Below are 18,907 nucleotides of genomic sequence, written 5' to 3' on the forward strand. Positions count from 1 at the left end.
GTGCAGAGGGAACGGATGCCTGTCAGGCCGCCGTGCTTGTGGCGGCGCCAACCCTCAGCCCGCCATGCTCGACGATGAAATCGATGACCTCCCGCAGCCCCTTGCCGCGCGACAGATCGGTGAAGCCGAACGGCCGCTTGCCGCGCATGCGGGCGGCGTCGCTCTCCATGACGTCGAGGTTGACGTTCACATAGGGCGCCAGATCGCTCTTGTTGATGATCAGGAAATCGGAGCGGGTGATCGCCGGTCCGCCCTTGCGCGGGATTTCCTCGCCCTGGCAGACCGAGATGACGTAGAGCGTCAGATCCGCGAGATCCGGCGAGAAGGTTGCGGCAAGATTGTCGCCGCCGGATTCGATGAAGATGATGTCGAGATCGGGGAATTTCCGGTTGAGTTCGGCAATCGCCTGCAGATTGATCGATGCGTCCTCGCGAATGGCGGTGTGCGGGCAGCCGCCGGTCTCGACGCCGACGATGCGGTCTTCCGGCAGCGCCTGCAGCCGGGCCAGCATCATGGCGTCTTCCCTTGTGTAGATGTCGTTGGTGACGACGGCGATGGAGAACTCGTCGCGCAGCGCCTTGCACAGCTTTTCGGTGAGCGTCGTCTTGCCGGAGCCGACCGGACCGCCAATACCGATGCGAAGAGGACCGTTGGCTTGGGTCATGTCGGGAACTCCATGATGGTAAGGATTGCGAAGCCGAGCCCGATCAACAGGCACAGCGGCGAATAGTAACGCACATCGAGCCGCGCGAAAGGCTGTTCGGGCGCCAGCCGCCGCCACCACGGCGTGAAGCCGGCAATGCCGCGTCCCAGGAACACCAGCCCGATGAGCAGCGAGGTGGCGGCAAGGCCTTCCCTGGGGAAGGGCGAGGCAAAGAAGCCGATGAGCGCCGGCGGCCAGAGCGTTGCCAGGCCAAGACAGGCCGCGACGGCGAAACTGGCGAAGGGCGTCGGCATTTCATCGACGCCGCGAAAGCCGACGACCGCGCGGGCGCAGGACGCCGCATCCCTGCCCGGCCAGATGCCGCCAATGCCCCAATAGACATGCAGCGCCGTGATCAAGAGCAGGACGAAGGAGAGGACAAAGGCGAGGGCGATCATGAACGGAACAGCCGCGAATACTGGGTTTCGTGCTGCATCGCCATGATATCGGAGACGAAGGCGCAGCCGCCGAGATCATCCAATGTCGAACGGGACGCGCGGTCGGCGGTCGAGAGTGCCAACGGCTCGAAGCCGGCCAGGAGCGTGGTGGCCTCGCTCTGGCCGACGACACCGAGCCTGATCGCGGCCTGGACGAGGTTGGAGAAGAAGGCTTGCAGGAAGGCGGACAGCGCATCCTGCAGCGCGATGCCATTGCCGCCGGCAATGGCGCCGACCGTGACGCAATAAGCGCATTCGGCAGGCAGGCGCTCCAGCACCGGATTGGGCCAAGCGGCGGCCGCTTTGAGAAAGGCCGCGCCTTGCAGCACGGTCTCGGCATGGCGTTCCCGCGAGCCGGCGAGCGCCTCGGCCAATGCGGCCACTTCATCGAGATCGCCGGCGTTGCGGGCGCGGCGCCAGCTCTCGGAAAACAGCACGGCATCGTTCCAGCCCGAGCCCATCTCGATCAGCGTCTCCAGCCAGCTGGCCAGACTCCCGGCATCGGCCACCAGCCCGTCATGCACCGCGCGCTCCAGGCCGTGGCTATAGGCAAAGCCGCCGACCGGAAAGGCCGGCGACAGCCATGCCATCAGCCGCAGCAGGGCGATGTTCGAAGGCTGGTCAGTCATGATCGTGGTGGTGGCCGGTATGGCTGTGCGAATGGGAATGCGATTCGCTATGCGAGTGGGAGTGTGCCTCACCGTGGCTATGTGCATGCGCCTCGGCATGGCTGTGATCGTGGCCATGGTCATGACCATGCCCACCACCATGGCCGGAATAGGCGCCGCGCACCGGCCTGAACGGCTCGGAGACCTCGCGCACCGTGGCGCCAAGCCCTTCCAGCATCGCCTTGATGACGTGGTCGCGCAGGATGACGATGCGCTCCGCCTCGATGCCCGCGGCGAGATGACGGTTGCCGATATGCCAGGCAAGCTCGGTCAGATGCACGCCGTCGCGGGCGCGGATGTCGTAGACCTCTTCCGGTGCCGCGATGATCTCGACATGGCGGCCGTCCTCCAGCACCAGCCGGTCGCCATCGTTCAGGGCAACGGGTTCGGGCAGGTCGACCAGCACCTTGCTGCCATCGGACAGTTCGATGGCCCGGCGACGCAGATGCCGTTCGTCATGCGCAAGCACAGCCTTGGCGAAAGGGGACGCCGCGCCTGCCTCGCCGGCGGCCAGCACCGAGACGGCACGCGGGAATTTGGTGAAGTCGGTGTTGAGGTTGAGTTTCATTTCAAGGAGCCTCCGTTGGCCTGCGCCCGCGCGCGGGCAGGGCGCGAAAGCACCCTGTCGAAATAGGCGTTGACGCGGTCGGACTCGATCGGGAATTTTCCGGCGCGGGCCCAGCCGCCCATGTCGCCGAGCAGCACGTCGACAGCGGAAAACCGGTCGCCAAGCGCAAACGGCTTGTCGCCGAGCCGGCGGTCCAGCGCCTTGGCTTCCGAGGCGAAATCGTAGGCCGCCGCCGGGCCGACATCGACGCGAACCTCCTTCGGCAGCAGAAAGCGGTGGCGCAATTTGTTCCACAGCGGCGCCTCGAATTCGCTCTGGGCAAAATGCATCCAGGAATCCATCTCGGCACGGCCGGCGAAGCCCGGATTGGCACCCATCCCCTTGTCCGCGTGCTTGTCGGCCAGGTAGACGCAGATCGCCGCCGAATCCGTGACCGTCAGCTCGCCGTCGATGAGGACCGGCACCTTGCCGGACGGGTTGAGCGCATAGGCTTCCGGCGAGCGCAGCTTCACCTCGACGAATTCATAGGGCTGCCCGAGTTCCTCGAGCATCCAGAGAACGCGGCTGACGCGGGATCCCCGTGATCCGACGGCCTTGTACATGGTTGAACCCTACCTTTTCCTGGACTCTAGACCATCCGCTATAGTCATACGATCGTGTCGAAGAGCCGCAGGATGAACGATATCTGATAGATCAGCGCCGCCGCGACGAAGGCGATGTGGAAGCGGCGGTCGCGCACCAGGATCGCGGCGATGCACAATGCCACGAAGACCGGCGTGCGGAACAGATATTCGTTGCCGAAACGTGCGAAATGCTCAGGCCCTTTCAGCAGCGTATCGATGACATCGAGCAGATAGGTCGCCGCCAGTAGGCCGAAGAACCAGCCCCGGCGCGAATAGAAGAAATCCTCGTAGCTGGTGTAGTCCAGCATCGAATCCGGAAACAGCAGCGCGCACAGCAGGAACAGCGTGATCGCGTAGAAAATGATGAACAGGTATTTGCCGAAGGTCCAGGTTTCGATGGCGTAGAGCCCGAACTCCCACCACCAGAAATGCACCAGCATCAGGAGCACCGAGGCGACCCAGGCCAGATGCACGGGATAGAGCCGGTACTGGCCGGGGTGCTGGACGATGCGCGCCACCCCCGACAGCAGGCGGGCGACACCAAGCCCGATCACCATGCCCATGACGATGCGGATATGCGGAAAGATGTCGTGGGGAGAGGCGATTTCGGTGGCCATGGGCCTCAACAAGCTGGTGGTGACGGCACGGTTGGGTTCTGGGATAGTCCCACAGGGAGTCATCCATCGAAAGCGGGTCGCCGCGCTGAAATCGGCCGTCGAGCACTTCTTGGCCGGGAACGGCGGTTCGCTTGGCAATGGTGACGTTCTAAAGCCCGTCTCCTGTACCGCACAACAGGCAAGGCGTCCAAAGGCGCCGAATTTTCAAGTTCGAGCGAAAAGGGTGAAGCGTTCTTGGGTGTTTGGTCACGTTCGACGAACCGTGCACGGATTTAATGACGTTTTGACCTTCATTTTACCAAGTGTTGAGCAATGCACCGTATGGAGGCATACAGTTCCGACAACGTGTGTATTTTCAGAATTGGACCGTCGCGCTGTTGAACACGTTGGACGAAGCATGTCATCAAGCCACGCGTTGACCCGATTTTCGACGGAAGACCTTCCCGAGCGTGATCGTTTTCCGATCTGGCGCGAGGCGATCGGTCGTTCAATGCTCAAATGCGACATGATGCCTGTAGGCGACGACGCGTTTCGTTGGAACGCGACGCTCTGCAGCCTCCCCGATGTGACCATCACAAACTATGTGAGCACCCCCTTCGAAATGACCCGAAGCCGCAGCCAGGCTCAGGATGGCGACGATAGTTTTGTCCTGGGCGTTGTTCGCCGCGGCAGTGTGATTGCTCGGCAAGAGCGCCAGGAGGCGTCCAGCATCGCCGGGGAGGCCATGCTGTGGTCGAACGAGCAGTCCGGGGCTGCAAATTTTTCCGCTGGAATCGAGAGCCATCTGGTAGCAATTCCGCGTCATCTCCTCACCCCGCTCGTTGCCGGGCTTGATTCATTGGCGATGTCGGTGGTGCCGCGTGGTTCGGCTGCGTTGAGACTTCTGTCCAGCTATGTGTCAACGCTATTTGATGACGTCTTGGCCATGTCGCCGGAGTTGAAGGCGCTCAGCGCAACGCACATCCAGGATCTTGTCGTCATTACGCTCGGCGCAACGCGCGATGCCGCCGAGATCGCCAAGGGGCGTGGCGTGCGAGTCGCGCGGCTGAAGGTGATCAAGGCCTATATCGAGACAAATCTGACCAACCGTGATCTGTCGCTCGAGAGCTTGGCCCTCCATCATAAAATATCGCCCCGGTACGTTCGCGACCTCTTTGGCAGCGAAGACACGTCCTTTACCGATCACGTCCTCAAAATGCGGTTGCTTCGAGCTCACCGTGCGCTTTGCAAACCGGGCAGTCACGTGAAAATCAGCACCATCGCGTTTGAATCGGGCTTCGGCGATCTGTCGCATTTCAATCGCGCCTTCCGCCGATATTTTGGCCTCGCACCCTCCGATGTACGGGCTCTGGCGCTGAAGAACTGAGTAGGGTTCCCGCTGCTATCCAATTGTTACATAAAGGCAACATGAATGCCGAAGCCAGCGGGATTGCGCCTCTGAGCCCCAGTCATTGCGCCGCTCAGCCCAAGAGGGCCAACGCGCTTCAGTTCTATCGTTCAAGGACAAGATAGATCGACGCTGCTTTGCGCTTGGTCGATCCCACAGCGTCCAGACGAAAGATTGCCCCACATGCCAAAGCCTGCCCGCGCGCGGTACGTCGTCGGTCTCCTGTTGGGGTCAACGGCGCTTGCCGGGATGGTGATCTTTCCATCGACGGCCCTCGCGCTGGTGGCAACCAATTGGCTGGGAACAGAGTCCTCCGACTGGTACACGCCCGGCAACTGGCAATTCGGCTTGCCCGACAATACGCTGACGGCGAACATTACTTCGACCACGCCGAACCCGACGGTGATCGACGGCGGCAACGCATTCACCAAAGCCCTCTATATGTTTGACGGCACGTCCACGCTGACGATCCAGAACGCGGGTGTCTTGAGTTCGACCAGCGGCGACATCGGCCTCGATCTCGGTTCGAACGCCACGGTGACAGTAACTGGCGGTTCGAGCTGGGCACTTTCAGGCCTTCTTGTGGTTGGTGACAGCGGAACCGGAAAACTGGCAATTTCCGGCGCGAGCACAGTAGGGGATTTGGACGCAACCGTCGGGCGCGACGTGGGGTCGTCCGGCACCGTGACCGTGGACGGAGCCGGGACAAACTGGACGACGGGCAAAGTCCTCACGGTCGGGCAATTCGGCGCGGGCACGCTGACCGTCTCCGGCGGCGCGGTCGTGACCGACCAGTACGCCATTGTTGCCGAGAAGTTCGGCGGCACCGGCGACGTCGTCGTTACCGGTGCGGACTCGACCTGGCACACGGCGCGATCCATGAAGATCGGCGACTCCGGCGTCGGCACGCTGACCGTTCAGAACGGCGGCTTGGTCCACAATGAGGGCGATTCATCGATCGGGTATGGCAGCACGGGCAAGGGCACCGTGACGGTCACCGGCATCGGCTCGACGATGACCGACGATACAGTTCTCCATGTCGGCAACCAGGGTCATGGCACTTTGAACATCCTCGCCGGCGGGGCGGTCAATGATCTCGTGTCCACCATCGGCTTCTACGCACAATCGGTCGGCGACGCCACGGTCAGCGGCGCGGGATCGCAGTGGAATATCGCCTCGACAGACGCCGGCAACCCAGGTCTCGTTGTCGGCGACAACGGCACCGGATCCCTGACCATCAGCAATGGCGGCAAGGTTACGGATGTCAACGCGGCCATCGGCCACGGCTCGGTTGGCCTCGGGACGGCGACGGTGACGGGCGCAGGCTCGAGCTGGACCAATTCCGGCGATTTGAATATCGGATATTTCGGTAAAGGCAGCCTCGGAATCACCAATGGCGGTACCGTCACGAATGCCGGGGCTGTCATCGGCACGCAGATCGATTCCCATGGTCAGGTTTTCGTCGATGGGGCCGGCTCGACATGGGCGAACGGCGGCCAGCTCGGGGTTGGTTTGGCGGGAACGGGCCTTCTGGTCGTTTCCAATGGTGGCAAGGTCTCGTCGTCTGACGCACTCATAGGCGGCCTCGCCTCGGGCGTTGGCACCGTGGTGGTGACCGGATCTGGGTCATCCTGGAATTTGCAAGGCAACGGCAGTCTCGAGGTCGGTTTCTCAGGCTCCGCCGGCCTGCAAATCCTCAATGGCGGCAGTGTCGATGCCCACATCGCCTATATCGGCTTCAAGGCCGGGTCGGATGGCACGGTTGTCGTCGACGGGGCCAGTTCGGGGCTGGTCAACGACTTCACGCATGTCGGCACCGAGGGGATGGGCAAGCTCGTCCTCAAGAACGGCGGCATGCTCTTGTCGTCCGGTATCGTCGTCAGCGAAGTCGCCAATTCCTCGGGCACTGTCATCATCGGCGCGGATCTCGCCGCCGCGGCCGCCGCGCCGGGATACATCAAGTCGCCTGGCGGCACCGGTCCGGCGTTCTCCTTTGGTGCCGGCGGCAGCGGAGCGCTTATCTTCAACCACACCAGCCAGAACTATGCGTTCGACGCCATGATCGATGGTGGCGGCACCATTTATCAGAAAGCCGGCACGACCTATCTGACGGCGGATTCGAGCGGCTACACGGGCAATGCCTATGTGGCGACCGGCAAGCTGGTCGTCAATGGCGACCTCTCCGGCGGATCGGTGATTGCCTCGGATGGGGGAACTGTCGGCGGATCCGGCACTGTCCTCAACCTGAGTGCCGAAACAGTCACGTCGGGCGGCATCATTGCGCCCGGCAATTCCATTGGCACGCTGCATGTGGGCAATGCGATCAAGTTTGATCCGGGCTCGATCTACCAGGTGCAAGTGAACGCGGCTGGCGCGTCCGATCTGATCGCGGCGGGCGGCACGGCAACGATCAATGGCGGTACGGTCGAGGCGCAGGCCGCTGCCGGCAAATACGCGGCGTCGACACAATACGCGATCCTGACGGCAGCAGGAGGTGTCAGTGGGACCAAATACACCGCCGTCACCGTCGATTCGCCCTTTCTGAAAGCCTCGCTGAGCTATGATCTCAACGATGTGTTTCTGACCCTCGATCGTATCAACGCCAACGCTTTCCACGATATCGGCGCCACGCCGAACGAGCAAGCGGCCGGCTCGGGCCTCGATTCCGTGGCAGTGGGCAATGCGGCTGCCAATGCCCTGTTTGGGCTGGGCAGCCCTGCCCAAGGGTCCGCGCTCGATCAACTTTCGGGCGAAATCCATGCTTCGGTGAAAGGCCTGGTTTTGGAAGACAGCCGGCATGTGCGTGAAGCCATCAATGACCGGTTGCGCCGCGCGTTCGGCGATGCCACATCGCCCTCAACGAGCGAGGCAACCGGCGCCGGGGCCGGCTTGTGGACAAGCACTTTCGGGTCGTTCGGCACAGCAAACGCGGACGGCAATGCGGCCCAACTGGACAGCAAAACCGGCGGCGTCTTCGTCGGCGCCGACGGTACATTGGCGGATGGTTTCCGGCTTGGCGTCCTGGGTGGCTATAGCCGTGGCAGCTATGATAGCTCCGTCCGGAATTCGTCGGCTACAGCCGACAGCTTCAATGCCGCGATCTATGGCGGGTTCGAGGCCGGCGGGGTTGGCCTGAGGCTCGGGGCCGACTACGCCGTGCATTCGATCGATACCGATCGTTTCGTGTCTTTCACCGGGTTCAACGACCAAACACGGGCCGCCTATGCGTCCCACGCCGGCCAGGTGTTTGGCGAACTCGGCTACAAGATGGGGGCAGGCTCGACGTCCTTCGAGCCATTCGCCGCCGCCGCCTATGTCAGACAGTCGACGGACGGCTTCGCCGAGACGGGTGGGCTCAGTGCCCTTTCCGGCGAGGCGGATGTCATGGCCGCAACATTTACGACCTTGGGGCTGCGCGTGGCGTCCACTTTCGATCTAGGCACGACCATCGGAACTTTGCACGGCTCGCTTGGCTGGCGTCACGCTTTCGGCGACCTGACGCCGACCTCCACGATGTTCTTTGCCAACGGGGATCCATTCATCGTCGCCGGAGCGCCGCTCGCGGTCGATGCGGCGGTGCTGGATGCCGGCATCGATCTGGCCGTCTTGCAGGACGTGACGTTCGGGGCGTCCTACTCCGGGCAGTTCAGCAAGAGCGGCTTCGAAAATGGAGCCAAGGCTAATTTGAACTGGCAGTTCTGAACTGGCCGCAACGCGTCTGCCTCTCATCATGGGCGTTCAGCTGGAGCTTGTGCACCAGGACACTCGCCAGCTCAAAACAAGAAATACCGCTGCGCCATCGGCAGCACCGTCGCCGGCTCGCAGGTCAGCAACTCGCCGTCGGCGCGGACTTCGTAGGTTTCCGGGTCGACCTCGACATGCGGCGTGGCGTCGTTGAGCACCATGGAATGCTTGCCGATGCCGCCACGGGTGTTTTCCACGGCGACGAACTGTTTTTCGACGCCAAGCCGGCCATGCAGTCCGGATTCGAGTGCCGCCTTGGAAACGAAGGTCACCGACGAGTTGGTCCTGGCCTTGCCATAGGCGCCGAACATCGGCCGGTAGTGCATCGGCTGCGGTGTCGGGATCGAGGCGTTGGGGTCGCCCATCGGGGCGGCGGCGATCATGCCGCCGATCAGCACCATGTCCGGCTTCACACCGAAGAAGGCCGGGTTCCACAACACCAGGTCGGCGCGTTTGCCGACGGCGATCGAGCCGATGTCTTTCGACAGCCCATGCGCGATGGCCGGGTTGATGGTGTATTTGGCGATGTAGCGGCGAACGCGGAAATTGTCGTTGTCACCGGTTTCCTGCGGCAGCGAGCCGCGCTGGCGCTTCATCTTGTCGGCGGTCTGCCATGTCCGGATCGCCACTTCGCCGACGCGGCCCATCGCCTGGCTGTCCGACGAAATGATCGAGAAGGCGCCGATATCGTGCAGGATATCCTCGGCCGCGATCGTCTCCTTGCGGATGCGGCTCTCGGCGAAGGCGATGTCCTCGGGGATCGACGGCGACAGGTGATGGCAGACCATCAGCATGTCGAGATGCTCGGCGAGCGTGTTGACCGTGTAAGGCCTTGTCGGATTGGTCGACGAGGGGATAACGTTGGGCAAGCCGCAGACCTTGATGATGTCGGGTGCATGGCCGCCGCCGGCGCCCTCGGTATGGAAGGCATGGATGGTGCGGCCCTTGATCGCCGCCACCGTGTTTTCGACGAAGCCGGATTCGTTCAGCGTGTCGGTGTGGATCATCACCTGCACGTCGTAATCGTCGGCCACCGACAGGCAGCAGTCGATCGCCGCCGGCGTCGTGCCCCAGTCCTCATGCAGCTTCAGCGAGCACGCGCCGCCCAGCACCATTTCTTCCAGCGCCGCCGGCAGCGAGGCATTGCCCTTGCCCGACAGGCCGATATTCATCGGAAAGGCATCGAAGGACTGGATCATGCGCGCCATGTGCCATGGCCCCGGCGTGCAGGTGGTCGCCAGCGTGCCATGCGCCGGACCGGTGCCGCCGCCGAGCATGGTGGTGATGCCTGACATCAGCGCTTCCTCGATCTGCTGCGGGCAGATGAAGTGGATATGCGCGTCGAAGCCGCCGGCGGTCAGGATTTTGCCCTCGCCGGCGATGATTTCCGTGCCGGGACCGATAATGATGGTGACGCCATCTTGCGTATCCGGGTTTCCGGCCTTGCCGATCGCTGCGATGCGGCCGTCCCTGAGGCCGATATCGGCCTTGAAGATGCCGGCGCTGGCATCGATCACCAAGGCATTGGTGATGACGGTGTCGACCGCGCCCTGGGCGCGGGACACCTGGCTCTGGCCCATGCCGTCGCGGATCACCTTGCCGCCGCCGAATTTCACCTCTTCGCCGTGAATGGTGAGGTCCTTTTCGACCTCGATGAAGAGCTCGGTGTCGGCCAGCCTGACCTTGTCGCCGACAGTCGGCCCATACATCTGGGCGTAGGCGGCACGCGAGATTCTGGCCATCAGCGATTGCTCCCGAAATGCGGTGTGGTTGAGGCTGGTTTGCACATTGCCGCCATCCAATGGTCACGCAATGACCCGCTGGGCGACACCTTCTGATCCCATTTGGCGGTTGAGGTTGGCAGGTCACCCCAAAACGACCGTTTGCCATATCGATGGAAGGAAAATCCATGCGCAAAACGATAATTCTTGCAGCCGCCGCCAGCCTGATGCTGGCCGGCGCCGCCAGTGCCCAGCAGCAACCCGCTCCGACCACGCCTGCCCCCAAGGCGACGACTCCCGCCCCCGGCGGTCAGCAGGCCGCGCCGGCGATCCAGAGCGTCAACATCGTCGACATCACCGAGCTGCCGAAGGACACCCAGACGCAGGTCAATCAGGTGATCGCCCAGCGCGGTGACGCCGGCCTGCAGAAACTGCGCAGCTCGATCGACGCCACCCCCAAGGTCAAGTCCGCCCTCCAGGCCAAGGGAATGACCTCGGCGCAGGTGGTCGCGGCCAGCATGGAGCCAAACGGCGCGCTGACCTTGATCACCAAGAAGGCCAGCTGACGGCCCGGCGCGGCGGGCCGGTAGCCGGTCCGCCGGCCGTATCACGAGGGGAACCATGGCAGGGCTGGAGTCGTTTCGCTTCCTGATTGTTGAAACAGATTGCGAAAGCGAACGATGACCATCACCACCTTGCCCGACGCCCGATGGCTGCATGCTATTGCGGCGGCCGCGTTTCTGGCAGCGAGCCTTCCGCAGGCCGCGCTGAATGCGCAGGGCCTTGAAAGTCCGGAGACCGTCGACCGGATTATCGGCTCGCAAGTCAGTGAGGAACAGGCCAGGACGACAGCTGAAATCGGAAAAGTCAGTTCGGCGATCGACCGCACGCGCGAAAACATCAGCACGGTGCGCAAGACCTCCAAGCTCGACAAGGTCGATATCGTGTTGCTGACCGACGCTGCGCGCAGCGAAGGCGGCCCTCCGCCGGTCATCGAGAACAAGGTGCGGCAGCACAGGGACGACGTCGCGGAACTGCGCAAGGAGATCGAGGCGAACGCCCTGCTGTTCAATGCCATCGATTCGCGGCGCATCGCCGCGCAGGACGTTCTCGCCGTCGCGTTCGACGATCCGGGAAAGATCGTCATCTACGCGGCTGCCAAGCCGTCGGACTAGGCCGATTGCACCAAGGCCGGTCGCCAGCCTGACGCGCCGCGCATGAGGCGCCACCGGTCTCACAGCTTGCCCATCACCTTCTGCTGGAACCCGTAGACCTCGCGCCTGCCGCCAAGCGGCACCAGCGTGACGTCGCGTTCCTGTCCCGGCTCGAAGCGCATGGCGGTGCCGGCGGCGATGTCGAGGCGCATGCCGCGCGCCCGTTCGCGGTCGAACTTCAGCCCCTCATTGGTCTCGAAGAAATGATAATGGCTGCCGACCTGGATCGGCCGGTCGCCGCTGTTGGCGACTTTCAGGGTGACGGTCGGCAGGCCCTTGTTGAGCTCGATGTCGCCTTGGATGGGGATGACTTCGCCGGGGATCATCTGATGTCACACCACGCCGAAGGCGAGGCCAAGGCCGATCGCCGCGCAAGCCGCTCCCGCGACACGGGCCAGGCCACGCAACCTCATGCCAAGGCCAAGCGCGGCGGCGATGCCGACGGCATGAAGCAGCGCGGTGGCGGCGGCGAAGCCGGCCATGTATTCGAGCCCGCCTGCATTTTCCGGCACTTCGGTACCGTGGGCGTGGCCGTGGAACAGCGCGAACAGGCCGATAATGGCGATGCCGGCCGAGACCGGCAGATTGACCGCCAGCGCCACCAGCAGGCCAAGCGCCACGACGGAGGCCAGTATGCCCGGTTCGACGAAGGGCACCGGCACATGCGCCATGCCAAGGGCCGCGCTGGCAACCATCACGCCGACAAAGGCCGCCGGCCAGGCCCAGATCGCCCTGCCGCCCTTGAGGGCAGCCCACAGGCCGACGGCGATCATCACGGTCATATGATCGAGGCCGGACAAGGGATGCATGAATCCGGCCGTGAAGGAGGAGGTCGTGCCGATGCCGACATGGGCATAGGCCGGCATGGCGGCGGCCATGAGCAGGATCGCCGCGAGGCCCAGGCGTTTGGCAGGGATCATTCTACTTGCCTTTCGTTTGCGATGGAGCAGTCACGCGGCCTTGCGCGGGCCGCAGCCCTCGGCCTTGAGGACGCGCTTGGTCGACGCCGGATATTTCTGCAGCTTCGCGGCTGGGCGGATCGGCCGCGCCGAAAAATTGCCGCCGCAATTGGGGCAGACGCCGTCCAGCACGTTTTCCGCGCAATCGGCGCAGAAGGTGCATTCGAAGGTGCAGATCAGCGCATCCGTCGCCTCCGGCGGCAGGTCCTTGTCGCAGCACTCGCAGTTTGGGCGCAGCTCGAGCATCTCGGTCTCCTCACCTGATGGGCTCGTGCACGGTCACCAGCTTGGTGCCGTCGGGGAAGGTCGCTTCCACCTGCACGTCATGGATCATCTCGGCGATGCCTTCCATCACCTGCGCGCGGGTGACGACATGGGCGCCGGCCTCCATCAGTTCGGCGACCGGGCGGCCGTCGCGGGCGCCTTCGACGACGAAATCGGTGATCAGCGCGATCGCTTCCGGATGGTTCAGCTTGACGCCGCGCTCGAGCCGCTTGCGTGCCACGATCGCCGCCATGGCGATCAGCAGCTTGTCTTTTTCCCTCGGCGTCAGGTTCATGCGGTTTCCAGAATCACAGTGACCATAATTTGGGCAGCCCCGCCCTTCCGTTGAGCAATCCGACGAGCGGAACCAGCCGCTGGCGCAGTTGGTAGCCGTCCCCGGCGTAAAGCCTCGCAAGAAGCTTGCCAGATGCCTTCACGCTCCAGACGCTGGCACCGCCCCGGTCGCCGATGATCTCCCGGGCCGGATCGAGGAAAGCCTCGGCCCGCGGCGACACCAGCAGCAGCGTCGCCACGGCGATCGCGCCGCCGGTGGCCGCAGGGCGTGCCAGGGCACCAGTGATATCGGGTCCGATGCGGAAATCCTCGGCATGGATGAGGAAACCACCCTGGCGAACGCGCCAGCGGTCACGGAAGATGCCTTGCGCGGCGCGTTCGCCCATGGCCAGGCGGCCGAAGACGGTGGCCTCCAGCACCAGCGCCTCGGCCCCCGCGGCAAGTTCGACATCCAATGTGCGGGCAAAGGCGGCGCGGTCGAAGACGATGGTCTCCTGCGGCAGCCAGGCGATGCGGCCGTTTTCACCGACCGTCAGCTTGACCCGCACTTCGGCCTGGTCGGATGCGGCGCGATAGACCTTCTCGCAGGCCTGGGTCGTTATCGACGCCGAGGCATCGGCGCCGACATCCACATCCCAGCCGATGCGGTCGCCGCCGGTCAGTCCGCCGGCGGTGTTGATCAGCACCGCCTCCAGCGGGTCGGCCAGAACGGCCGGCAGCCTTATCTTGGCGGAACCGTCCTGATAGAGGCGCCGCAGCCGCGTGCGCCCGTCCGCGCTGGCGCAGCCCAGCTGGGCCAGGCCCGCGGCGCGCTGGGCCAAAGGGGCCGAAAACTTGGTATATTCGATCGTGTCCACGCCGCCAGGTTAAGCACTGCGGCGGTTTTGTCGATATATAGCTTGTTGCTTGATGACGTTTCCGTTTCTATAGAGGGAGCCACCTCGATACGGTCAGGCGATGCTTGGCGGGGGTAGAAGGCGACGATCGCGGCCTGATATCGAGGACAGAAGGCGCTGTTCAGTTGGCGTCGGGTAACGACAAAGTGGGGAAGAAACCGAATGGCTGACCAGCTGGCAACGGACATCATCGAAAAGATCAAGGCCCATGCCGAGCCGGGCGGTGAAGAAATCACCACCAGCACCGAATTGACGTCGCTCGGCATCCATTCGCTGGAGCTGACCGAGATCATATTCGACCTGGAGGAGCAGTATGGCATCGAGATCGAGATGAACACGGTCGATGCTTGGAGCAATCTCAAGAATGTTGGCGATATGGTCGAGGCCGTTCGCGCGCTGATCGCGAAAAAAGCCTGACCGAATGCTGAAACGCGTCGTCATTACCGGCATTGGCGGGCTGTGCGGGCTAGGCGTCGATGCGCAGTCGATCTGGGCCGAAATGCGGGCCGGCCGTTCGGCCATCGGCCCGATCGACAATCCCTTCCTGCATGATCTGAAGGTCAAGACCGGCTGCGAGATCAAGGCGCTGCCCGAGCACGGCATCGAGCGCAAGCAGCTGGTGTCGATGGACCGCTTCAGCCTGCTGGCGGTGATCGCCGCGAAGGAGGCCATGCGGCAGTCCGGCCTGGCCGCGCATGCCGACAACACCTATCGCATGGGAACCATTGTCGGCGTCGGCGTCTGCGGCTTCGAGACCGTCGAGGAGAACTATCGCGCCATTCTGGTCGAGGGCAAGAATCGCGCCGGCATCTTCACCGTGCCCAGGGTCATGCCAGGCGCCGCTGCCGGCCAGGTCAGCATGCACCTTGGCTTGCGTGGGCCGGTCTTCGGCGTCACATCGGCCTGCTCTTCGGCCAACCACGCCATGGCCTCGGCGGTCGACCAGATCAGGCTCGGCCGCGCCGACGTCATGGTTGCCGGCGGAACAGAAGCGCCATTGGTCTGGGGCGTGCTCAAGGGCTGGGAGGCATTGCGCGTGCTGTCGCCCGACACTTGCCGGCCGTTCTCGGCCGACCGCCAGGGCCTTGTGCTCGGCGAAGGCGCCGGCATGGCGGTTCTGGAAAGCTACGATCACGCCATGGCGCGGGGCGCCACCATCCTCGCCGAAATCGCCGGCGCCGGCCTTTCGGCCGACGCCTCCGACATCGTCGCCCCGACCATCGAGGGACCGGAAGCGGCGATGCGCTTCTGTCTCGCCGATGCCGGGCTCAATCCCGAGGACATCGATTATCTCAACGCGCACGGCACCGGCACCAAGGCCAACGACCAGATCGAGACCAATGCGATCAAGCGCGTCTTCGGCGAGCACGCGCGCGCCCTGTCCATCTCCTCGACCAAGTCGATGCATGCCCATTGCCTGGGCGCGTCGGGCGGGCTGGAAATGATCGCCTGCGTCATGGCGATCCGCGAAGGCGTCGTGCCGCCGACCGCGAACTACCGCGAACCCGATCCCGATTGTGATCTCGACGTGACGCCCAATGTCGCGCGCGAGCGCAAGGTGCGCACCGCGATCAGCAACGGTTTTGCTTTCGGCGGCACCAACGCGGTGCTGGCATTCAAGGCCATCTAATCCCGGGCGGTACTACCGCCCCGGGCGGTTACTACCGCCCAGGGCCGGTTTCCACCTGCCGCCGGGCAATCTTGAGCGCGCCCGGCGATCCGCCGCGTTGGACCGGTTTTGCCTTCCGTGCATGGCGAAACTGCCGCCGCCATATTGATCCTGCCCGGCCTTGCACCTAATTCTTGGCGACCCGCCAACACCGCGCGCCCTTGGCGCAAATCCCCCGCTCAGGAGTTTTCGATGGCCGACCTGTCCGCCTTTCCGATCACCACCCGTTGGCCGGCCAAATATCCCGACCAGATCCAGCTCTATTCGGCAACGACGCCCAATGGCGTGAAAATATCGATCGCGCTGGAAGAGCTCGGCCTGCCCTACGAGCCGCATCTGGTCAACATCAGCAAGGACGAAAGCTGGACGCCGGAGTTCCTGTCGCTCAATCCCAATGGCAAGATCCCGGCGATCATCGATCCCAACGGCCCGGACGGCAAGCCGATCGGTCTTTTCGAATCCGGCGCCATTCTGCTCTATCTCGCGGACAAGACCGGCCTTCTCGTCCCGGCGGACGCAGCGCGACGCTACGAGACGATCCAGTGGGTCTTCTTCCAGATGGCTTCCGTCGGGCCGATGTTCGGCCAGGTCGGGTTCTTCCACAAATTCGCCGGCCGCGAGATCGCCGACAAGCGCCCGCTGGAACGTTACCGCGACGAATCGCGGCGGCTGCTCGGGGTGCTCGATGGCAGGCTCAAGGGCCGCAAATGGATCATGGGCAATGACTACACCATTGCCGACATCTCGCTGCTCGGCTGGGTGCGCAATTTGATCGGCTTCTATGAAGCGCGCGAACTCGTTGGCTTCGATGATTTCGCCAATGTGGCGGCATGGCTGGAGCGCGGCCTGGCGCGGCCGGCGGTACAGAAGGGCCTGACCATCCCGGCAAAGGGCTGAGGGGGCCAGTCGCCAAAAGGCGACCGCCTGCTATTTTGCCTTAGCCTTCGAGCCGCCCCTGCCGATCACGGAGGCGGCCAGCGAGACGGCACCGCGCGCGGTGGCGACCACCGCGCCGGCGGCTACATTAGCCGCCATCCGGACCGCACCGGCCTTGGCCGGCGCCGATTTGCGCGGGCTGGCGGCCTTGGCGGCCGGTACGACCTTTCGGGGCGCGGCCTTGCCGAAAGCCGCCTTGCCGTCTTTCGAGCGTTCAGCAATCGCAGGGCCAGCACCGGCTTTCGCCTGGGTCGCCTTCGCAGGCCTCGTCTTGGCTGGTTTTTTTGCCTTGGTTGCCATTGGAAAATCCCTTACGCCGGACAAATGGGTTGTCAGGCATAACGGCGCGAAACCCTTAAGGTTCCCGTCCAAAAATACCGAAAATTAAGCGTGTTAACCAATGATCAGGTCGGCGGCCCGACGCCGGGCCAGCACGCGTTCGATGTTGGGCATGTCGTTGGAGGCGATCCAGGCCCGCGCCTCCTCATCCGAACGGCCATGGCCATGCCAGCGCTCCATCAGGCGGCGCTCGAGCTCGTTGCGTGGCACGTCGACGAAGATCGAGAAATCGAACAGCGGCGCCAGCCGCGACCATGGCTCCTCGTCGAGCAGCAGGTAATTGCCTTCGACCAGGATGAACTTGGTCTCGGTGCCGACGATCGCCGCGGCGGCTCGGGACAGTTCCATGCTGCGATCGAAGACGGGAATGGCAATGTCGGGTTCGCCGGCCCGGATGCGCTTCATCAGGGTCTCGAAGCCGGCAAAGTCGAAGGTCTCCGGCGCGCCCTTGCGCGCCCGCAGGCCGCGTGCGTTGAGCACGATGTCGTCGTAGTGGAAGCCGTCCATCGGCACGACTTCCACCGCGCCTTCCGGCAAAAGGTCATGCAGGCCGGCCGACAGCGTGGATTTGCCGGAGCCCGGCGGTCCGGCAATGGCGACGATGAAGCGCTTTGCCTTGCCGGCGCGCTTGAAGATGGTGGCGGCGAGGTGGGCGATTTCGGACATGGGAGCCTCACTTGCCTGGATGATCGGCAAAAATATTACGCTGTATTTTGGCGGCAGTCGGCGGAAATTTCAAACCCTGCGCTCGGGCGATCCCGGCTCAGGCTGCAACAGGCTGGCCGATGCGCAGGAAGGTGCTGTCGAACAGCACGTCCGACGGAGAGCCGCCAGTTGAGAGCCGCATCCGGCCGTCGGCCGTGGTGATCTCTCGCGGCGGGGTGCCGCCGGACAGGGGCAGGGCGCCGATGACATGGCGGAACGAAAAGCCGCGGCCTTCGCCGAGCGCAAAGGCGGTCGCCACGCCTTCGCGTTTCAGCCAGTTGTCGCCGATCGAAGCGGCATGGCCTACCGCCGAGCGGCCGTCCTCGATGCCGAGCACGCCGACATGCCGGCCGCTCCACGGTGCATAGTCGCGCCCGCCATTGCTGAGCCAAAGCATGGTGATCGGCAGCTCGGCGGGGTTCTTCAGCACCAGCACCAGATCATCCTCGGCCTGGCGCGCCAGCGCCGTCCAGCCCGGCCCGCCATGATCGGCCTCGACCAGGGTGACGAAATCCTCGCGCCGGTCCTCCATGCGGTATTGCGTCAGGTCGAGCGTGCCGCCGCCGGCGGCGGGAAACCGGCCGAGGTCGGCCGAGCGGGCCGGATAGGCCAGCATGAAACGGCCGCGCGTGGGATCCGGCTCCAGCGGGTCGTCCAGCGTCGCGGCAAAGCGCTTCGGCGAAAAAGCCAGCCGGCCGCCGCCCTTCATCACCGTCATCGGGTGGTGGGCGACGGAAATCGCGCCCGAGCCGCCGGAAAACACATGTTCCTGGTAAAGGAAAGGATGGCCGTCACGCAGCGTCAGGATCTTGTCGACGCTGGCGCCCATGACCTTGTGCCGCAGCCGGAAGACAGCACGCCAGCCGCCGTCCGTTGCATCGCTCTCGACCACATCCCAGGCGCTGTTGGCCGTCCAGCCATGCAGCGGCGCCTCCTCGACATCGCTGCGCGAAAACGGCGCGCAGAGGAAATCGCCGGACAACCGGACCGTGCCTTGCGGCAGGTCCGTCGGCAGCGACTCGCCCGAATCGACCCAGGGCGCGCGGTGCAGCGGCTTCAACTGCCGTCCGCCGCTCTCGACGGTCATGTCGGCGATATGGCCGACGGTGAGGTCGAGCGAAACCGAAATGCCTTTGGCCTTGATCGTGCAGGTATCCATAGCG

The 18,907-nt window shown here is 64.0% G+C and carries 22 protein-coding genes; 7 read left to right on the forward strand and 15 right to left on the reverse strand.

The window, feature by feature from the left end:
* Nucleotides 1-22: 22 nt before the first annotated feature.
* The 6 genes from ureG to QQK95_RS23245 are packed head-to-tail and all read right to left on the reverse strand — an operon-like array spanning nt 23 to nt 3,616.
* Nucleotides 23-664: an urease accessory protein UreG gene (gene ureG / locus QQK95_RS23220; RefSeq protein WP_284276732.1), complete on the reverse strand. Its 642-nt coding sequence runs from the start codon at nt 662-664 to the stop codon at nt 23-25.
* On the reverse strand, nt 661-1,101 hold the full coding sequence (locus tag QQK95_RS23225) for a DUF3995 domain-containing protein (RefSeq protein ID WP_284276733.1): 441 nt from the start codon (nt 1,099-1,101) through the stop codon (nt 661-663). The genes ureG and QQK95_RS23225 overlap by 4 nt, the downstream gene beginning before the upstream one ends.
* A complete protein-coding gene (locus QQK95_RS23230) occupies nt 1,098-1,769 on the reverse strand; it encodes an urease accessory protein UreF (RefSeq protein ID WP_284276734.1) in 672 nt (223 codons plus the stop codon). The genes QQK95_RS23225 and QQK95_RS23230 overlap by 4 nt, the downstream gene beginning before the upstream one ends.
* Nucleotides 1,762-2,376 (reverse strand): urease accessory protein UreE, encoded by a 615-nt coding sequence (locus tag QQK95_RS23235; protein WP_284276735.1) that lies wholly within the window; start codon nt 2,374-2,376, stop codon nt 1,762-1,764. Before QQK95_RS23235 ends, QQK95_RS23230 begins: the two co-directional genes overlap by 8 nt.
* A complete protein-coding gene (locus QQK95_RS23240) occupies nt 2,373-2,978 on the reverse strand; it encodes a glutathione S-transferase family protein (protein ID WP_284276736.1) in 606 nt (201 codons plus the stop codon). The genes QQK95_RS23235 and QQK95_RS23240 overlap by 4 nt, the downstream gene beginning before the upstream one ends.
* Nucleotides 2,979-3,022: 44 nt before the next feature.
* The gene (locus tag QQK95_RS23245) at nt 3,023-3,616 is read right to left on the reverse strand and encodes a hypothetical protein (RefSeq protein ID WP_019862533.1); all 594 of its coding nucleotides are present in this window, start codon (nt 3,614-3,616) and stop codon (nt 3,023-3,025) included.
* A 397-nt stretch (nt 3,617-4,013) separates the two neighbouring features.
* Here QQK95_RS23245 and QQK95_RS23250 point away from each other — a divergent pair, with 397 nt between their 5' ends.
* Nucleotides 4,014-4,982: an AraC family transcriptional regulator gene (locus tag QQK95_RS23250; RefSeq protein ID WP_284276738.1), complete on the forward strand. Its 969-nt coding sequence runs from the start codon at nt 4,014-4,016 to the stop codon at nt 4,980-4,982.
* A 204-nt stretch (nt 4,983-5,186) separates the two neighbouring features.
* Nucleotides 5,187-8,705: an autotransporter domain-containing protein gene (locus QQK95_RS23255; protein ID WP_284276739.1), complete on the forward strand. Its 3,519-nt coding sequence runs from the start codon at nt 5,187-5,189 to the stop codon at nt 8,703-8,705.
* Between the two features lie 71 nt (nt 8,706-8,776).
* Here the strand turns inward: QQK95_RS23255 and ureC are convergent, their stop codons facing one another.
* Nucleotides 8,777-10,489 (reverse strand): urease subunit alpha, encoded by a 1,713-nt coding sequence (gene ureC, locus QQK95_RS23260; protein ID WP_409371708.1) that lies wholly within the window; start codon nt 10,487-10,489, stop codon nt 8,777-8,779.
* Between the two features lie 167 nt (nt 10,490-10,656).
* Here ureC and QQK95_RS23265 point away from each other — a divergent pair, with 167 nt between their 5' ends.
* Both QQK95_RS23265 and QQK95_RS23270 read left to right on the forward strand, forming a co-directional pair.
* The gene (locus tag QQK95_RS23265) at nt 10,657-11,034 is read left to right on the forward strand and encodes a hypothetical protein (protein ID WP_284276740.1); all 378 of its coding nucleotides are present in this window, start codon (nt 10,657-10,659) and stop codon (nt 11,032-11,034) included.
* 114 nt (nt 11,035-11,148) lie between these two features.
* Nucleotides 11,149-11,643, forward strand: coding sequence for a hypothetical protein (locus tag QQK95_RS23270; protein WP_284276741.1), 495 nt, complete (start codon nt 11,149-11,151; stop codon nt 11,641-11,643).
* A gap of 59 nt (nt 11,644-11,702) precedes the next feature.
* Here the strand turns inward: QQK95_RS23270 and QQK95_RS23275 are convergent, their stop codons facing one another.
* The 5 genes from QQK95_RS23275 to QQK95_RS23295 are packed head-to-tail and all read right to left on the reverse strand — an operon-like array spanning nt 11,703 to nt 14,056.
* Nucleotides 11,703-12,008: an urease subunit beta gene (locus QQK95_RS23275; protein WP_284276742.1), complete on the reverse strand. Its 306-nt coding sequence runs from the start codon at nt 12,006-12,008 to the stop codon at nt 11,703-11,705.
* Between the two features lie 6 nt (nt 12,009-12,014).
* Complete coding sequence (locus QQK95_RS23280; RefSeq protein ID WP_284276743.1) at nt 12,015-12,602, reverse strand: HupE/UreJ family protein; 588 nt, start codon at nt 12,600-12,602, stop codon at nt 12,015-12,017.
* Between the two features lie 30 nt (nt 12,603-12,632).
* A complete protein-coding gene (locus tag QQK95_RS23285) occupies nt 12,633-12,887 on the reverse strand; it encodes a DUF1272 domain-containing protein (RefSeq protein WP_284276744.1) in 255 nt (84 codons plus the stop codon).
* A gap of 10 nt (nt 12,888-12,897) precedes the next feature.
* A complete protein-coding gene (locus QQK95_RS23290) occupies nt 12,898-13,200 on the reverse strand; it encodes an urease subunit gamma (protein ID WP_023693076.1) in 303 nt (100 codons plus the stop codon).
* A gap of 13 nt (nt 13,201-13,213) precedes the next feature.
* Nucleotides 13,214-14,056 (reverse strand): urease accessory protein UreD, encoded by an 843-nt coding sequence (locus QQK95_RS23295; RefSeq protein ID WP_284276746.1) that lies wholly within the window; start codon nt 14,054-14,056, stop codon nt 13,214-13,216.
* A 201-nt stretch (nt 14,057-14,257) separates the two neighbouring features.
* Here QQK95_RS23295 and QQK95_RS23300 point away from each other — a divergent pair, with 201 nt between their 5' ends.
* The 3 genes from QQK95_RS23300 (at nt 14,258) to QQK95_RS23310 (ending at nt 16,661) form a co-directional block, all read left to right on the forward strand.
* Complete coding sequence (locus QQK95_RS23300; RefSeq protein WP_010912831.1) at nt 14,258-14,512, forward strand: acyl carrier protein; 255 nt, start codon at nt 14,258-14,260, stop codon at nt 14,510-14,512.
* Nucleotides 14,513-14,516: 4 nt separating this feature from the next.
* Complete coding sequence (locus QQK95_RS23305) at nt 14,517-15,725, forward strand: beta-ketoacyl-[acyl-carrier-protein] synthase family protein (protein ID WP_284276747.1); 1,209 nt, start codon at nt 14,517-14,519, stop codon at nt 15,723-15,725.
* A gap of 231 nt (nt 15,726-15,956) precedes the next feature.
* Complete coding sequence (locus QQK95_RS23310) at nt 15,957-16,661, forward strand: glutathione S-transferase family protein (protein WP_284276748.1); 705 nt, start codon at nt 15,957-15,959, stop codon at nt 16,659-16,661.
* Between the two features lie 30 nt (nt 16,662-16,691).
* On the opposite strand, the gene QQK95_RS23315 is transcribed toward QQK95_RS23310, so the two are convergent.
* The 3 genes from QQK95_RS23315 to QQK95_RS23325 form a co-directional block, all read right to left on the reverse strand.
* Complete coding sequence (locus QQK95_RS23315) at nt 16,692-17,000, reverse strand: hypothetical protein (RefSeq protein WP_284276749.1); 309 nt, start codon at nt 16,998-17,000, stop codon at nt 16,692-16,694.
* 93 nt (nt 17,001-17,093) lie between these two features.
* Entirely contained in the window at nt 17,094-17,705 is a 612-nt protein-coding gene (locus QQK95_RS23320) for a nucleoside triphosphate hydrolase (protein WP_284276750.1), read from the reverse strand.
* Nucleotides 17,706-17,802: 97 nt separating this feature from the next.
* Nucleotides 17,803-18,903 (reverse strand): hypothetical protein, encoded by a 1,101-nt coding sequence (locus tag QQK95_RS23325; protein ID WP_284276751.1) that lies wholly within the window; start codon nt 18,901-18,903, stop codon nt 17,803-17,805.
* Nucleotides 18,904-18,907: the final 4 nt, after the last annotated feature.

The sequence above is a fragment of the Mesorhizobium huakuii genome (assembly GCF_030160235.1).
Taxonomy (GTDB): Bacteria; Pseudomonadota; Alphaproteobacteria; order Rhizobiales; family Rhizobiaceae; genus Mesorhizobium; species Mesorhizobium huakuii.

Excerpts from the sequence above, each read along its gene's own strand:
- QQK95_RS23240 (WP_284276736.1), bottom strand. The coding sequence starts at position 2,978 with ATGTACAAGGCCGTCGGATCACGGGGATCCCGCGTCAGCCGCGTTCTC.
- QQK95_RS23265 (WP_284276740.1), top strand. The coding sequence starts at position 10,657 with ATGCGCAAAACGATAATTCTTGCAGCCGCCGCCAGCCTGATGCTGGCC.
- QQK95_RS23285 (WP_284276744.1), bottom strand. The coding sequence starts at position 12,887 with ATGCTCGAGCTGCGCCCAAACTGCGAGTGCTGCGACAAGGACCTGCCG.
- ureG (WP_284276732.1), bottom strand. The coding sequence starts at position 664 with ATGACCCAAGCCAACGGTCCTCTTCGCATCGGTATTGGCGGTCCGGTC.
- QQK95_RS23300 (WP_010912831.1), top strand. The coding sequence starts at position 14,258 with ATGGCTGACCAGCTGGCAACGGACATCATCGAAAAGATCAAGGCCCAT.
- QQK95_RS23225 (WP_284276733.1), bottom strand. The coding sequence starts at position 1,101 with ATGATCGCCCTCGCCTTTGTCCTCTCCTTCGTCCTGCTCTTGATCACG.
- QQK95_RS23230 (WP_284276734.1), bottom strand. The coding sequence starts at position 1,769 with ATGACTGACCAGCCTTCGAACATCGCCCTGCTGCGGCTGATGGCATGG.
- QQK95_RS23270 (WP_284276741.1), top strand. The coding sequence starts at position 11,149 with ATGACCATCACCACCTTGCCCGACGCCCGATGGCTGCATGCTATTGCG.
- QQK95_RS23250 (WP_284276738.1), top strand. The coding sequence starts at position 4,014 with ATGTCATCAAGCCACGCGTTGACCCGATTTTCGACGGAAGACCTTCCC.
- QQK95_RS23305 (WP_284276747.1), top strand. The coding sequence starts at position 14,517 with ATGCTGAAACGCGTCGTCATTACCGGCATTGGCGGGCTGTGCGGGCTA.
- QQK95_RS23245 (WP_019862533.1), bottom strand. The coding sequence starts at position 3,616 with ATGGCCACCGAAATCGCCTCTCCCCACGACATCTTTCCGCATATCCGC.
- QQK95_RS23255 (WP_284276739.1), top strand. The coding sequence starts at position 5,187 with ATGCCAAAGCCTGCCCGCGCGCGGTACGTCGTCGGTCTCCTGTTGGGG.
- QQK95_RS23320 (WP_284276750.1), bottom strand. The coding sequence starts at position 17,705 with ATGTCCGAAATCGCCCACCTCGCCGCCACCATCTTCAAGCGCGCCGGC.
- QQK95_RS23280 (WP_284276743.1), bottom strand. The coding sequence starts at position 12,602 with ATGATCCCTGCCAAACGCCTGGGCCTCGCGGCGATCCTGCTCATGGCC.
- QQK95_RS23325 (WP_284276751.1), bottom strand. The coding sequence starts at position 18,903 with ATGGATACCTGCACGATCAAGGCCAAAGGCATTTCGGTTTCGCTCGAC.
- QQK95_RS23310 (WP_284276748.1), top strand. The coding sequence starts at position 15,957 with ATGGCCGACCTGTCCGCCTTTCCGATCACCACCCGTTGGCCGGCCAAA.
- QQK95_RS23315 (WP_284276749.1), bottom strand. The coding sequence starts at position 17,000 with ATGGCAACCAAGGCAAAAAAACCAGCCAAGACGAGGCCTGCGAAGGCG.
- ureC (WP_409371708.1), bottom strand. The coding sequence starts at position 10,489 with ATGGCCAGAATCTCGCGTGCCGCCTACGCCCAGATGTATGGGCCGACT.
- QQK95_RS23235 (WP_284276735.1), bottom strand. The coding sequence starts at position 2,376 with ATGAAACTCAACCTCAACACCGACTTCACCAAATTCCCGCGTGCCGTC.
- QQK95_RS23290 (WP_023693076.1), bottom strand. The coding sequence starts at position 13,200 with ATGAACCTGACGCCGAGGGAAAAAGACAAGCTGCTGATCGCCATGGCG.
- QQK95_RS23275 (WP_284276742.1), bottom strand. The coding sequence starts at position 12,008 with ATGATCCCCGGCGAAGTCATCCCCATCCAAGGCGACATCGAGCTCAAC.